We start from the raw sequence: 14,733 nt of genomic DNA, 5'->3' as shown, positions 1-14,733 counted from the left end.
CCCGTCCCCGTCAGCTTTCTGCCGGATGGGCGAGCGTCGCGCCAAGCTCGGCGTCGATGCGCGCCGCGTTGGCCTCGGCGTCGGCTTCTGACAGCAGTTCCCCTTCCCACTTGCCGACCACCGCGCTCGCGATCGAGTTGCCCACCGCGTTCGTCGCCGAACGGCCCATGTCGAGGAACGTATCCACGCCCAGGATCAGCAGCAAGCCGGCCTCGGGGATGCCGAACTGGTTGAGCGTGGCGGCGATCACCACCAGCGAAGCGCGCGGCACGCCAGCCATTCCTTTGGACGTCAGCATCAGGATCAGCAGCATCGTCAGCTGCGTACCCAGCGACAGGTGCATGTTGTACGCCTGGGCGATGAATAGCGTCGCGAACGTGCAATACATCATCGAGCCGTCGAGGTTGAACGAATAGCCCATTGGCATCACGAAGCTGGAAATCTTGCGATTCACGCCGAAACGGTCGAGCGCGTCGAGGATCTTCGGATAGGCGGCCTCTGAACTCGCAGTCGCGAAGGAAAGCATGAATGCCTCCTTGATCAGCGCCAGTAGCTTGAACACGCGCGGCCCGAGGAACACGAAGCCGGCCGCCGTGAGCACCGCCCACAACAGGAAAAGGCTGAGGTAGAAGTCGCCCATGAAAACCGCGAACTTCAACAGGATGGTCAGCCCGTTGACGGCCACGGTAGCGGCCATCGCCGCCAGCACCGCCAGCGGCGCAAGCTTCATCACGTAACCGGTGATCTTGAGCATGACGTGCGAGAGCTGGTCGATCGCGGCCACGAGCACCTTGCCCTTCTCGCCCAGCGCGGCGAGCGCGACGCCGAAGAACATCGAGAACACGACGATCTGCAGGATTTCGTTGTTGGCCATCGACTCGGCGAAGGACCTGGGGACCATGTGACCGACGAAGTCCTTGAGCGTGAACTTGGCGGTGGCCAGGTTCGCCGACGCGCCGATGTCGGGCAGCGGCAACCCGAGATTCTCGCCGGGTTTGAGCAGATTGGACATCAACAGGCCGAGCAGCAGCGAGATCAGCGAAGCGGTGACGAACCAGCCTAGCGCTTTCGCGAATACGCGTCCGACCGAGGCGGCGTCGCCCATGTGCGCAATGCCGACGACGAGCGTCGAAAAGACGAGCGGGCCAATCACCATCTTGATCAAACGCAGGAACACGTCCGACACCAGCGAGATGTAGCCCGCGATCTCCGTGGCAGCCTTCTTGTCAGGAAAGCTCGTGTAGATCATGTAGCCGATCCCGATGCCCACCAGCATCGCAATCAGAATCCAGATGGCCGCGGCATTTTTTCTGTTCATCTCGAAGCCTCCATTCACCACGTGTATTTGCGGCTGGAAAGGTCGAAACTGGATGCGCCAAGTGTTACCCGGAATGCTGTCTACTGGGGGCTGCGCCCATCGTTCGTTGGGCCGCCCGTGAACCCCGGCCCGTCCCGACAGCTTACGGTAGGTCGTCGAATAATTAGAGTGTAGCCTAGTCGCTCATCCTGAGTCGACGTTCTAACGGCGCGCGCATCCATCGCGTGCGAAGGGCGGGCAACGAGGCGCCGTCAACCGGCGTCCCCCTCGGTCGACTGCGGTGGAAAGACAACGGCCTGTCTTGGCTGAGTCAGCATCGACGGTTGCAGAATTTCGTCGAGTTGCGCCCGGCTCAGCAAACCCTTCTCAATGACGATCTCGGCGACGCTTCTCCCTGACGCGAGCGCCTCCTGTGCAACCTGCGTCGCGTTGGTATAGCCGATATAAGGATTGAGCGCCGTCACGATGCCGATCGAGTTCTCAACGAGCGCGTGAAGCCTGTCACGATTCGCCGTGATTCCGTCAACGCATCTTGAAGCAAGCGTGAGGCATCCCGCGCGCAGGTGTGCGACGCTCTTGAAGAGGCTGTGTGCAATGAGCGGCTCGAACGCATTCAATTGCAGCTGACCGGCTTCTGCCGCAAAGCTCACCGTCACGTCGTTACCAATGACTTCAAAGGCGATCTGGTTGACGACTTCCGGAATGACGGGGTTGACCTTGCCGGGCATGATGCTGGAGCCAGCCTGGACGGGCGGCAGATTGATTTCACCAAAACCCGCGCGCGGACCGCTCGAAAGAAGCCGAAGGTCGTTACACGTCTTGGAGAGTTTGATGGCAACGCGCTTGAGTACGCCCGACAACTGGACGAACGAGCCCACGTCTTGTGTCGCTTCGACGAGATTGGGTGACGTGGTGACGGGTATGCCCGTGATACTGGCAAGATGCCGGCACGCAAGTGCAGCGTACTCGGGCGACGTGTTGATCCCGGTGCCGATGGCCGTTGCGCCGAGGTTGATCTCGCAGATCAGCTTTGAAGCTTCCGTGAGCCGATCCTCGTCTTCTCCAAGCATGACCGCGAATGTGCTGAACTCCTGACCGAGCGTCATGGGAACAGCGTCCTGCAGTTGCGTTCGCCCCATCTTGAGGTCGTCGCGGAATTCCTCAGCCTTGCGTTCGAATGAGTGACGCAATACACCCATCGCATGGACCAGCTGAACGATACCCATGTACGTCGCGATCTTCAACGCGGTCGGGTACACGTCATTCGTGCTTTGACCGAGATTGACGTCTTCATTGGGATGCAGCAGCGCGTAGTCGCCGCGCTGGTGGCCAAGATGTTCCAGCGCCAGATTGGCGATCACTTCGTTCGCGTTCATGTTGGTCGACGTGCCCGCACCGCCCTGAATGACGTCCACCACGAACTGGTCATGCGCGGTACCGTTGCGGATCTCCCGACACGCATGAACGATCGCCTTCATCTTGTGTTCCGCAAGCAGGCCGAGATCGTGGTTGGCCATGGCCGCCGCCTCTTTTACGCTCGCCAGTGCATTGACGAGATTCGGATACGTCGAGATCGGTATGCCGGTGATCGGGAAATTGACGAGTGCCCGAAGGGTGTGCACGCCGTAGTAGGCGTCATTCGGCACAGGGAGGTCGCCGAGAAGATCGTGCTCGATGCGTTCATTGGACGTGGACATCGTGTTGCTCCGTTAGCGTGTCAGGGATGGTTCGATGCACCCGGTGCAACAGGGCAACGGGAGCATCTGGTCGACAAGTTTGGCTTTACCTTACGCTCTTGCTGGCGGGTGATTCGCTGGCCGCCGTCGCATAGGCGATGCACTGCCGGGCAAGCACGTCGGTGGGATCGATCAGCCTCACGCGAGCGCCGTTTCTGCCTGTGAACTCACTCTGCGGAAGAAGAAGCGGGAGTTCGGTGCAGCCCAGGACGATGATTTCGACACCTTCAGCAATCAGGCCTTCGACGGCTGCAGCGATGTCTTCCTGACACTGCCCCGTCGTGAACCCTGCCTTGACTCCGTCCTTGCCATAGATCGCCTCCATCACGCGCGCCTGGAGTGCGGGGCCCGGCGCAACCTGGCGAAGCCCCTGCGATTCAAGCGCTTTTTCATAGACACCGCTCGCGATCGTGCCCGAGGTCGCGAGAACGCCGATTTCGCGTTGCGCCGGATAAGACTCGCGCAGATAGCGGACCGTTTCCGTCAGCATGTTTACGATGAGGATGCCGAGGTACGGCTGGATGCGTTCCACAAACGCGTGGGCGGTGTTACACGGAATGGCGATGATGTCGGCATCGCCCTCCTCCAGCCGCTTGCATGTTGCGTATAGCGACACCGTCGGGTCCGCGCCGTCGCCGATCAGATTCTCGGTACGATCGGGAATCTGCGGGTTCTGTTCGACGAGCAACCTGATGTGATCCTGGTCCCGTTGGGCCGGTGTGTTGCGCACGATCTTGTCGAGGAAATCAATCGTCGCGGCGGGGCCGACTCCGCCCACGACCCCGACCTTGAAGACACCCGAGGGCGGGTCGTATTGGCCCGACACGACGTGCTGTGCATACACGAGGTTGGAATCGACCAGCGGCACGCTCAGCAGACGGATTTCATCCGCGACGAGCGCGATCTCGGTCATGCCCGGAACGATGACATCGACGCCTTGCTCGATGAGATCCGCGCAAGCGTTGTGCAGCAGTTCAACCGGCCGGCCGCGCAGATGACCGCTCTTGATGCCTTCCGGGCCATAGACCGCTTCGGTGACAAGGTCGATGCCCTCGGCCATGCGCGGGTGAACAACCTCGAACTCCGGCGACGTGAAGTAACGCTCGAACAGTCGTTTCTCCCGCGTGTAGTCCGACGCGAGGACACCTATCCGACGCGCTCCGCGAAATCGCCTGCGGACATGGTGACGCACCGCTTCAACCATATCGACGATCTGCAGCGTCGTGTTCGATTTCAGTTCATCGATAAAGGTGTGACTAAGAAAGCACGGAAGCACGACTGTCGTCACGCCCCGCTTTTCAAAATCGCGGATCATGTTGAAGATGTAGAGCTTGCGCTCGGTCGTGGCGGCGCTTCCCACGCCCGAGCTCCTGAACGGATGCTGCTGGAAAATCAGATCGGCGTGCTCGGCGTCCGTCGACGGCGGCATCGCCTTCACGAGCTTGAAAAACACGTCGGCGCTTCCCAGCGGCCCGAGGCCGCCGACGATACCGTACTTGCGTCTGTTCTCGACGATCCCGGGCGTCATTTCGCTCCGACCTCCGCCTGATCGAACAGCGACGCGTCGTCAGGTTCGCTCTGCCGGCGACCCTCCCACTTTGCAATGACGGCTGTCGCTACGCTGTTGCCGATGACATTGGTCATCGTGCGTCCCATATCGAGGATCTGATCGATGGCCAGCACCATCGCCACGCCTGCAGCCGGCAGATGAAACATCGGCGCCACTGCGGCGACGACGACGACCGAACCGCGTGGCACGCTGGCCATGCCCTTGCTGCTCAGCATCAGCACCAGCAACATGAAGATCTGCTGCGAAACGGGCATGTCGACACCAAAGGCCTGCGCGATGAAGATCGCGGCAAACGCCTGATACATCATCGAACCGTCCAGATTGAAAGCATAGCCCAGCGGCAGCGTAAAACCGACGACCTTCTTGTCGACGCCGAACTTCTCCAGTTGCTCCGTCAGACGGGGATAGGCTGCCTCACTGCTGGCCGTCGAGAAGGCGATCATCGCCGGCTCGCGCACAGCCTTGAGCAAGGTACCGACGCGACGGCCGAGGAACACGTAGCCAATGCCCGTCAGAATCAACCACAACAGCGCCAACCCCAGATAGAACGAGCCAATCAGCTTGCCGTAGGTGTAGAGCACGTCGACGCCCCGCAGCGTCACCGCCGAAGCAATGGCCCCGAACACGCCCAAGGGCGCGGCGCGCATCACATAGTTGGTCAGGCGCAGCATGACGGGCACCATTCCGTCGATGGCCTTGATGACGACCATCACGCGTTCGTCTTTCTTCAACGCACTGAGCGCAAGGCCAAGCATGACCGAGAAGACCAGAATCTGCAGGATGTCGTTGCGCGCCATCGCATCCATCAGGCTGGTCGGAAACGCGTGCGTGATGACGTCCTTGACGTTCAATGCCGACGTATTGAGCCCGGTACTCACCTCACCGGCATTCTCGACCAGATGCAGGCCGGCGCCCGGCTGCAGCAGATTGGCCAGCACGAGACCCAGACTCAGCGACAGCAAGGATGCACAGACGAACCAGCCCACCGAGCGCAGGCCGATACGGCCTACATCCTGCCCGCTGTCCATCCCGGCCAGCCCGGACACGAGCGTAGCGAAGACCAGCGGCGCGATGATCATCTTGATGAGCCGCAGAAAGATGTCCGTGACGATCGAGAAATAACCGGCCACGGCCTTGACCGTCGCCGGGTCGGACAAGCTCGTGTGACACACATAGCCAGCAACGACCCCGAGCACCATCCCGGCGGCAATATTCAGAGTAAGGCGATTTTTCATGTCCATCCGTCCTTGAGTGGCGCAATGCAATCGCAAGGTGACTGCAATGCGCTGGAAGAGGTCTGGAGCGACGTCGGCCACACGTCGCGCCAGAATCAGAACGGATGGTAGAGATGGTCAAAAAGACGTGAATGCAAGTGCTGCATGCGGGCATGCGAATTTCGCATAAGGCGGGAAAACCCTAGCCCGTCACGGGTGAAACGGCACGAAGATGCTGCCAGAGCGTATCCAGAAACTCATTGCGGTTGGATGCGTCGCGATAGACGCGAAGCTCGATCTCCAGATTCCACGCAGACGGTCCAGCGGGAACCAGCTCGCCCTCGTCGAGTTCGGCAGCGATGGCGCTCTTCGGAAGCCACGCGATGCCTTCGCCTTCCATCACGAGCTTCTTGAGCACTTCGGCCATGTCCGATTCATAGTGAAGCCGCAATGCCGGGGTATCGGAAGCCCGGCTGAGCAGCAGGGCAAGACAACGTCCGAAATAGCTCGTTTCCGTGTACGAAATGTGGGGCAAGGGCTGCTTCGTCGTTCCCGGCAGACGAAACAACGGAGCCAGACGCGGGTTCGGCCTGCTGGCAGGCATCAGCGTGTCGATACCGACTGTGACGTGCTCATACTTCACAGGATCGAGATGCAGCGGTAGTTCGGGGTGGTGGTACGCGAACATCAACTCGCAGTTGCCGTTCACGAGCATCAGGATCGAGTCGTGCACATTGGTGGGCACCACACGTGCGCGCACTTCTCCAAAGTGAGTCGAAAGATGCTTGAGCCACGAAGGCAGGAAACTCAGCGCGATCGTGTGCCCGGCTGCAATCTGCAGGCTCTTGCCGGCGATGCGTTGCTCGGTGCGTATGATGGCGCGGGTATCGAAGAGCTTGTTCAGGACGTCATCGGCGACTTCGCGGAACAGTTGCCCTGCAGGTGTCAGGACGGGAGGGAAGCTGCTGCGGTCGATCAGTTCCGCGCCAACCCATTGCTCGAGAGACTGAATGCGCCGGCTGAATCCGGATTGGGTCACGTTCCGGAATTCTGCTGCACGTGAGAAGCTCTGGTACTGAGCGAGGGCGATGAAATCCTCGATCCACTTGATTTCCATAGCGAGTGGGTAGCCTTGTGGGACACGGGCATTCTACCTCTCGCCCGTTTGCGTTCCTGCGCGAACCAGGCCGGTCCGCTCGCTTCACAACGAAGCCTCCACATCACCGGTTGCGGACGGCGTCTGCACTTTTGAGCCGCAGACGCCATCCTGCCTTGGCGCGAGATCCCGCAATCTGCTTCGCCAGAACATCGGCGGTATTTTCAACACCGGTCTGTCGAAGTCAGTACGTTGCAGAAAATGCCTGCTGCACTTTGGCGGGTGTCGTGATGCCGTTTGCGATCAGCAATTGCGTCAACACACGAGCCTTTTGTGGATTGAGATCAAGAGAGGCGACAAAGCCGCTCTTGTCATCGTCAACTTCCACATTCCGATTCACAAAGCCTGTTCCGACGCGGGAAGCGCGAACCACGACAATCCCCATCTTCGCGGCCCGCTCCATGGCAGCCAACGCCGCCTTCGATACGTCACCGTCGCCTACGCCAGCGATCACAATCCCTTTCGCATTGTCGGCGACTGCATGGTCGATCTGCGACGCATCCATATTGCTGTGCGCGTAGACAATTTCGACGCGGGGCAACGGTCCGGCGGCGGGCAGCGTATAGGGAGACTGACGGGAGTCCGTTAGGGGCGTGACGAATCGGATCGATGCCGGATCGACAAATCCTATTGGACCTGCGTTCGGCGACAGGAATGTCTGAACGGAGGTTGTATTCGTTTTGGTGATCCAGCGCGGGTCGTGGATCGTATCGTTCATGACCACCATCACCCCGCGCCCCTGTGCCTGAGGACTCGCCGCAACCGCAACTGCTTCGAGAAGGTTATTCGGACCATCAGCGCCGACAACGCCACCCGGGCGCATGGACCCGACGAGAACCACCGGCTTGCGAGAATGCAAGACATTCTTCAGGAAGAAGGCGGTCTCTTCCATCGTATCCGTACCATGCGTTATCACGACACCATCCGCCTCACCGCGATCGAAGATTTCATTGATGCGTTTGGCCAGCTGAAACCAGATACCGTCGTTCATGTCTTGCGAGCCGACATTCGAAACCTGTTCGGCAGTGATCGTTGCGAACTTGCCGATTCCGGGAACATCTTTGAGCAACTGCTGGCCGGTTCTCTCGCCGGAGTTGTAACCGATGGCTGAACGTGCGTCTGCCGTTCCAGATATCGTCCCACCCGTTGCAAGTACCACGATTCGTGGCAGCTTTTTGTTCTGGCCATCGACGGTGGTCGACTGATCCGCATTGGACTCAGCGGCTACGGCGAATGTCGAGCAGACGGGAAGCGCAATACATGCCGCGATCAGCAGCGCGCTCACGGTAGGGCCTGGCGCAAAAGCGAGTCGGGATAGTGTGTTCATGATCGTATGTGAATGAGTAAGAAACCGTGACGGTACTAAACCGGATTCATCGGCCTGGCTACGATCGGGCGAAGCGCGTTACGGTCGCCGACCGATGAGCTGTGCCTTCCATTCAGTGTATGCACCACTGGGTCGTGAAAACAGGGTTGTGATCCGTCCGCAGTACGCTGGGAAAGGCCTGGAGCGATGTTGGCCAAACAGCGCTCCAGCGTCAGAACGGATGGTAGGGATGGCCAAAAAAAAGTTGATGCTAGTCATGCATGCAGGTATGCGGACTTCGCATAAGGTGACCGCGCCGACATCATCGCCGCCGGCCACGAAGGTCCAGTGGTCTGTAAGTGGTCAATCTCCCAGGAGCGCAGTTGAACAACCAGCTTCGCCTGCGCCTCACTGCTCTGCGCAATAGCACGCCCGCCGCACGCTTCGATGCATCTCCCGCACCGTTTGCGATCACGCGCGCCCCATTGTCGATAGCGCCGCCCATCGCCTCTCCCACCCGCTTTCTGTCCGTCCAGCACCGTTCCGGCAAATCCGGTAAGCCGGGCCGCATATTCCTGCCAACTATGGTCGCCCCAAAGACAGCCGTGAAAATTCGGCCTGGAAGTCGCTAAGAATCGTGCGTTCCCAACCTGCGCACCGCCGCAAGGCAAGCGCCAAGGACGACCGCGATGCGACTCAAGAAAATCCCTACGACAGTAGTGACCGGCTTTCTCGGCGCCGGTAAGACGACACTCGTCAATCACATCCTCGACGCGACGCGGCCGATGCAGATCGGCATCGTCGTGAACGAGTTCGGCGAAGTAGGTATCGACGGCCAGTTGATCGTCGCCGACGAAGAAGCCGTCATCGAAATCAACAACGGCTGCGTGTGCTGCACGGTCCGCACGGATCTCGTCGCGAGCGTGCGCGATCTGCTCACTCGTTTCGGCGACCGGCTGGAGCGGCTGATCGTCGAGACCTCGGGCCTTGCCGATCCCGCGCCTGTCTTGCAGACCTTTCTCGCCGATCCCGACGTGCGCGAGCGCGTCGAACTCGAATCGGTGGTCGCCGTCATCGATGCACTGCATGCCGATGCGCAACTCGACGACGACATCGCGAGAGAACAGGTCGTGTTCGCCGACCGGATCATCGTCAACAAGACCGACATCGCGTCGCCGCAAGCAGTCGATGCGCTGGTCGAGCGCATCCGTCAGCTCAATCCCACCGCACAGGTCGACTTCGCGAATCACTCCGCCGTCGCCGTCGATTCACTTCTCGGCGTGCGCAGCTTTTCGCTCGACAACCTGCTCGCCGTCGAACCCGATCTGCTCGACGAAGCGGGCCATGACCACGAGCACGACAACACGATTGCATCGTGCGCGTTCATCGTGCCAGGCGCGCTCGACGCAATGCGCTTCAACCGTTGGATCAATCAGCTCGTGCAAACCGACGGCCAGCAACTGCTACGCATGAAAGGCGTGCTCAACCTGCACGACGAAGCGCGGCGGCTGCATTTCCACAGCGTTCACATGCTGCTCGACGCGAAGTTCGGCAAGCCATGGTCGGGCGATGAACACCGCGAGAACCGCTTCGTGATGATCGGCAGAAATATCGACGCCGAGCGGATGCGCGACGGTCTTTTGAGTTGCATGCACTAACCCTTTCACTCAACTTCCTTGAAGGAGCACGCAAATGAAAAAGCCTGAGGCGTACACATTGAGCATCGGCGTTCTTGCTGTCGCCGACACATGGCTCACGGGAACCCTGCTTCCCGTTCCCGTCTGGGTGACGTTCATCGCCTGGGCATCGTTCTTTGTGCTGGGCGGCGGACGCGCAGGCTTCGTCAAGAGCGTCGCGTCGAATCTGACTGGGCTCGTGATCGCCTCGCTGACGCTGCTGTGCATTGCGACGACGAGCGGCAGCGCATTCGCGGTCGCCGTGCTGGTCGGCATCGGCAGCGCGGCGATGGTGCAGGCATCGAAGCTCAAGCTGCTCGACGTGTTGCCCGCGATCGTGTGGGGCTTCGCATCGACAGTCGGCACCACCGTCGCCACCGGCAAGGCAATCACGACGGCAGGCATCGGCAACCCTGCGCTCGTCGCCGCTGCCGCGCTCGTGACGGGCGCGGCGTTCGGCTTCGTGTCGGAGGTCGTTGGCGAAGCGCTCGCATTCAGGCGCGAGCATCGGCTTGGTTAAGTCTCTCTTCACCACTCTGCGGAGCGAATCGTGAAATTACAGCATCACCTTGGCGGCATCGAAAACCTCGGCCCCGTCAGCACCGAGACGCGCGTTTTCGTCGAGCCGTGGGAAAAGCGCATCTTCGGCATTCATACCGTGATGATGGCCGAGAGCGCGCATCTGGCGAACGCGCTGCATCCTTATCCGATCGATCAACTGCCGACCACGTTCAAGAACGACTGGACGTGGGCGTCGCTGCGCACAGGCGCCGAAGACATGCAGCCATTCGATTACTTTAAGTACCGCTACTACGAGAAGTGGCTAGGCGGCATTTCGCAGTTCTTCGTCGATCAGGGCTACATCACGGCGGAAGAACTCGCGCAGAAGACGGCGCACTATCGCGCGAGCCCGGATGCCACCTTGCCGGACCAGCCGGACACGGCCCTCGCCGCGCAGGTCGATGCGTATCTGCAAAACGGCGATTCGGGCTATCACGCGCTCGAACGCGCAGCGCGCTTTGCAAAAGGCGACACGGTGCGCATCGCCGACCCCGACGCCGTCGATCACACGCGTCTGCCCGGCTATCTGCGCAACAAGACGGGCACCGTCGATCTCGTCTATCCGGGCGCGTTCTCGTACTTCGTCTCGACGGGCGTGGACGGCATCGGAGAGCCGATGCCCGTCTACCGGATCGCCTTCGATACCGCCGACATCTGGGGCGAAGGCAAGAGCGAAGCCAACACGACCCTCTACGCCGACCTGTACGAAGCCTACGTACAGCCGGCCAACTAAACCGACAGCGAGACCAGCATGACCCAACAGTTCGAATATCCGGAAGACCGCGAAGCGTCGAGTGCCGCCAAGGTCCGCGCACTTGAAGCGCTGCTGATCGAGAAAGGCGTGATCGGCAGCGATTCCGTCGATGCCGTGCTCGCGCACTTCGAGACGATGGCAGGCCCGTTCAACGGCGCGAAGATCGTCGCGCATGCGTGGGTCGATCCGGACTACAAGCAGCGACTCATCGAAGACACGCCCAAAGCGATTGCCGAGCTTTCGCTGCCGCTCGGCATGGCGGGCGCGGAAGGCGAGCACATGGCCGCCGTCGCCAACGACGCCAACGTGCACAACCTGATCATCTGCACGTTGTGCTCGTGTTACCCGTGGCCCGTGCTCGGCCTGCCGCCGTACTGGTACAAGGACCCGGTATTTCGCGCGCGCGGCGTGCGCGAGCCGCGCGCGGTGCTGCAGGAATTCGGCGTGACCGTGCCCGCGGAGAAGGAAGTGAAGGTGTGGGACAGCAGCGCGCAAATCCGCTGGTTCGTCGTGCCGGAGCGTCCCGCGAACACCGGGCATCTGAACGAGGAAGAACTCGCCGCGCTCGTCACGCCGGAATCGATGATGGGCGTCGCGCTCGTCGCCGCGCCCGCGGCCTGAGGACATCGCCATGTTCACGCGCTTCGAGGAATACGCCGCGGCATCGATGCTCGGCACACCGGACTCGCCGCCGCGTCTGGACGGCAAGCTGTTTTTCACCAACCGCTGGGAGCGCGACGTGTTCGGTCTCGCGCTGTCGCTGTCGAAGGCGGGCTGCTTCGAATGGGAAGACTTTCGACAGAGTCTGATTGCGTCGATTGCGAAGTGGGAAACGATCGACTGCGAGAACCAGCCGCGCTGGGACTACTACGAACGCTTTCTCGAAGCGCTGTTGAACGTGGTCGAAGCGAGCGGCGTGCTGTCGCGATACGAACTTCAGCGAGTCATCACGGCGCGGCGCGTGGTGGCTCAACAGTAAGCCGGACATCCTGATCATTCATTCACACTCAAGAGGTTATTCATGAACGAGGCTGTTCTCCAACCTGTAGACGCGCTCACGCCCATTCCATTGCGCGAGCTGTTGCCCTGGATCGTCTTCGGCGGCCTGCTGATGTTGCTGGTGCTGTACTTCGTCGGCGCAGAGGAAGGCGCGACGTCGCTCGTGCCAGGTATGTATGTGCACGAGTTCGTGCACGACGGGCGCCATCTGCTCGGTTTTCCCTGCCACTGACGAGGAGACGATCATGGTCGGCAAGCTGTTGATGCGCGGCATGCTCGCGGGTGTCGTCGCGGGGTTGATCGCGTTTGGATTCGCGCGCGTGGCGGGCGAGCCGCAGGTCGATCGCGCGATCGCCTTCGAGGAGCACACGCACGCCATGGAAGGCGACGCGCACGAACCCGAACTGGTGAGCCGCGACACGCAAGCCGGCCCCGGTTTGCTGACAGGCGTCGTCGCGTACGGCGCGGCGTTTGGCGGGCTCTTCGCGCTGACCTTCGCGTGGGCGTGGGGACGCGTCGGCAAGCTCGGCGCACGGCCGCTCGCCGCGTGGCTCGCGCTGGGTGCGTTCGTCGCGCTGGTCGTCGTGCCGAATCTCAAGTATCCCGCCAACCCGCCGTCCGTCGGCGATCCGGATACGATCGGTTATCGCACGGGGCTGTTTTTCCTGACGATCGCGATCTCGGTCGCGATCATGGTGCTGTCGCTCAACGTGCGCAGCGTCGCCGCGCGTCGCTTCGGCGCATGGAACGGCGCGCTGGCGGGGCTGCTCGCATTCGTCGTGATGCTGGCCGTGGTGCTCGCGGCATTGCCCGCCATCGACGAAGTCCCGGCCGCTTTTCCTGCCACGCTGCTGTGGAAATTCCGCATCGCCGCGATCGGCATGCAGGCAGTGATCTGGACGACGCTAGGCGCGCTGTTCGGCGTGCTGGCCGAGCGCACAGGACTCGCGGACTCGCGCGCGCCCAGAAATGCGCGCAAGACGGGCGAACCGGGCACAGCAACGCAGGCTTTTTGACCGCCCGGACGCGTCGGGCATTGCCGTATAGACTAACCGTTCGAGGCGCCCGCCCACGCGGGCGCCCGACTTCCAGCGGATTCGGACACTCGCGATGAAACGCATCAAGGTCGGCATGCTTGTCTTCCCCGGTTTCCAGCTGCTCGATATCGCCGGGCCGAGGGACGCGTTCGCCGAAGTGAAGATACTGAGCAAAGGCGAGTGCGAATACGAAATGCTGACGGTCGGCACGACGCGCGGCGCCGTGCAATCGTCGAGCGGCTTGAGCACGATGCCCGACCGCACGATCTTCGACGTGTGCCCCGAGTTCGACACGATCATCGTGCCCGGCGGCCTCGGCATCTTCGACGCGTTCGACGACCCGGCGCTGAGCGGCTGGCTCAGGACACAGCACAGACAATGCCGCCGCGTATCGGCGATCTGCAACGGGCTGTTTGCGCTCGGCGCGGCGGGCCTGCTCGACAACAAGGTGGTGACGACGCACTGGATGGACGTGCCGCGCCTCGCCGCGACCTTTCCGAAGGCGAAGATCGAACCGGATCACATCTTCGTGCAGGACGGCAACATCTACACGACGGCGGGCGTCACGGCGGGCATCGATTTGTCGCTTGCCATGATCGAAGACGACTTCGGCCGCCAGATGGCGCTCGATGTCGCGAAGTATCTGATCGTCTATCTGCGGCGCGCGGGCGGGCAGTCGCAGTTCAGCCCACTGCTGGAGACGCAGGCGTCGCCGGGTTCGCAGATGGTCGCGCTGCAGCAGTTCATGCTCGACAACCTGCATGTGGACCATACGGTGGCGTCGCTCGCCGAACGCGTGCACATGAGCGCGCGCAACCTGTCGCGCCTCTTCGCGAAGGAATGCGGCATCACGCCGATGACGTTTCTCGCCAATGCGCGCATCGATGCGGCGAGGCGCTTTCTCGAAGCCACCGATCTGTCGCTGCGCGACATCGCGCAACGCTGCGGCTTCGAAGACACCGACGGGTTTCGCAGGACTTTTCATCGCCGGCTGCAGATCAATCCGGCCGACTATCGCGACCGGTTCAGATCGAAGAAGCCACTCGCGGAGAAGAAGAAATCGGGAGCGCCGCGCGCGGAGTCTCGCGTGTCTGCCACGGTTTCGAATAGCGCGATGCGTGACCCGCGCTAATACTGTTTGCAATTCACTACGAGCTTGCGCGTCGGATAGCTGCCGTAGTCGGTGCGGTTTCTGCTTTCCTGGCGATCCACCACATCATAGCCGCCCGGACATGTTTTCCTTGCCGCCTTGTCGCAGATCTTCCAGTTATAGAGCAGGCCGTCGCAGGAAATCACCGCGCCGTCGCGGCCGTTCGTGAGCGTCGGCTTGACAGTCGCGCTGCATGCGGTCAGAAAAACCATCAGGAGAATCGCGCTGCGCCGCATCAGATTCCCTCGGTGTGAGT

General features: G+C 61.3%; 15 protein-coding genes. 8 read left to right on the top strand and 7 right to left on the bottom strand.

Going from position 1 to position 14,733, the window contains the following annotated elements:
• Positions 1-10 precede the first annotated feature (10 nt).
• From SB822_RS32050 to SB822_RS32025, 6 genes are all read right to left on the bottom strand, one after another.
• The gene (locus tag SB822_RS32050; protein WP_007586656.1) at positions 11-1,318 is read right to left on the bottom strand and encodes a dicarboxylate/amino acid:cation symporter; all 1,308 of its coding nucleotides are present in this window, start codon (positions 1,316-1,318) and stop codon (positions 11-13) included.
• A 251-nt stretch (positions 1,319-1,569) separates the two neighbouring features.
• On the bottom strand, positions 1,570-3,015 hold the full coding sequence (gene aspA, locus SB822_RS32045) for an aspartate ammonia-lyase (protein WP_007739970.1): 1,446 nt from the start codon (positions 3,013-3,015) through the stop codon (positions 1,570-1,572).
• Between the two features lie 85 nt (positions 3,016-3,100).
• Positions 3,101-4,582, bottom strand: coding sequence for an amino acid racemase (locus SB822_RS32040; RefSeq protein ID WP_410856442.1), 1,482 nt, complete (start codon positions 4,580-4,582; stop codon positions 3,101-3,103).
• Positions 4,579-5,859 (bottom strand): dicarboxylate/amino acid:cation symporter, encoded by a 1,281-nt coding sequence (locus tag SB822_RS32035; protein ID WP_007739968.1) that lies wholly within the window; start codon positions 5,857-5,859, stop codon positions 4,579-4,581. The genes SB822_RS32040 and SB822_RS32035 overlap by 4 nt, the downstream gene beginning before the upstream one ends.
• Before the next feature lie 181 nt (positions 5,860-6,040).
• Positions 6,041-6,955: a LysR substrate-binding domain-containing protein gene (locus SB822_RS32030; RefSeq protein WP_007586660.1), complete on the bottom strand. Its 915-nt coding sequence runs from the start codon at positions 6,953-6,955 to the stop codon at positions 6,041-6,043.
• Positions 6,956-7,178: 223 nt separating this feature from the next.
• Entirely contained in the window at positions 7,179-8,279 is a 1,101-nt protein-coding gene (locus tag SB822_RS32025) for an asparaginase (RefSeq protein ID WP_410856441.1), read from the bottom strand.
• Between the two features lie 710 nt (positions 8,280-8,989).
• Here SB822_RS32025 and SB822_RS32020 point away from each other — a divergent pair.
• The 8 genes from SB822_RS32020 (at position 8,990) to SB822_RS31985 (ending at position 14,459) form a co-directional block, all read left to right on the top strand.
• A complete protein-coding gene (locus tag SB822_RS32020) occupies positions 8,990-9,958 on the top strand; it encodes a CobW family GTP-binding protein (RefSeq protein WP_410856440.1) in 969 nt (322 codons plus the stop codon).
• A 34-nt stretch (positions 9,959-9,992) separates the two neighbouring features.
• A complete protein-coding gene (locus SB822_RS32015; RefSeq protein ID WP_079487429.1) occupies positions 9,993-10,496 on the top strand; it encodes a DUF1097 domain-containing protein in 504 nt (167 codons plus the stop codon).
• A 30-nt stretch (positions 10,497-10,526) separates the two neighbouring features.
• Positions 10,527-11,270, top strand: coding sequence for a nitrile hydratase subunit beta (nthB, locus tag SB822_RS32010; RefSeq protein WP_007739952.1), 744 nt, complete (start codon positions 10,527-10,529; stop codon positions 11,268-11,270).
• A gap of 18 nt (positions 11,271-11,288) precedes the next feature.
• Positions 11,289-11,912 carry a nitrile hydratase subunit alpha gene (gene nthA, locus SB822_RS32005; RefSeq protein WP_410856439.1) on the top strand — a complete coding sequence of 208 codons (624 nt, stop codon included), beginning with the start codon at positions 11,289-11,291 and terminating at the stop codon, positions 11,910-11,912.
• Between the two features lie 10 nt (positions 11,913-11,922).
• Positions 11,923-12,270 (top strand): nitrile hydratase accessory protein, encoded by a 348-nt coding sequence (locus SB822_RS32000; protein WP_410856438.1) that lies wholly within the window; start codon positions 11,923-11,925, stop codon positions 12,268-12,270.
• Positions 12,271-12,312: 42 nt separating this feature from the next.
• Positions 12,313-12,522: a CbtB domain-containing protein gene (locus SB822_RS31995; RefSeq protein ID WP_410856437.1), complete on the top strand. Its 210-nt coding sequence runs from the start codon at positions 12,313-12,315 to the stop codon at positions 12,520-12,522.
• 13 nt (positions 12,523-12,535) lie between these two features.
• Positions 12,536-13,306 carry a CbtA family protein gene (locus SB822_RS31990; protein ID WP_410856436.1) on the top strand — a complete coding sequence of 257 codons (771 nt, stop codon included), beginning with the start codon at positions 12,536-12,538 and terminating at the stop codon, positions 13,304-13,306.
• A gap of 94 nt (positions 13,307-13,400) precedes the next feature.
• On the top strand, positions 13,401-14,459 hold the full coding sequence (locus SB822_RS31985; protein ID WP_007739946.1) for a GlxA family transcriptional regulator: 1,059 nt from the start codon (positions 13,401-13,403) through the stop codon (positions 14,457-14,459).
• On the opposite strand, the gene SB822_RS31980 is transcribed toward SB822_RS31985, so the two are convergent.
• Positions 14,456-14,713 carry a hypothetical protein gene (locus tag SB822_RS31980; RefSeq protein ID WP_410856435.1) on the bottom strand — a complete coding sequence of 86 codons (258 nt, stop codon included), beginning with the start codon at positions 14,711-14,713 and terminating at the stop codon, positions 14,456-14,458. The genes SB822_RS31985 and SB822_RS31980 overlap by 4 nt on opposite strands.
• Between the last annotated feature and the right edge of the window lie 20 nt (positions 14,714-14,733).

It is taken from the genome of Paraburkholderia sp. SIMBA_054, assembly GCF_046534875.1.
GTDB classification, from domain to species: Bacteria; Pseudomonadota; Gammaproteobacteria; order Burkholderiales; family Burkholderiaceae; genus Paraburkholderia; species Paraburkholderia hospita.
This window is presented reverse-complemented; position numbering and strand designations above follow the sequence as displayed.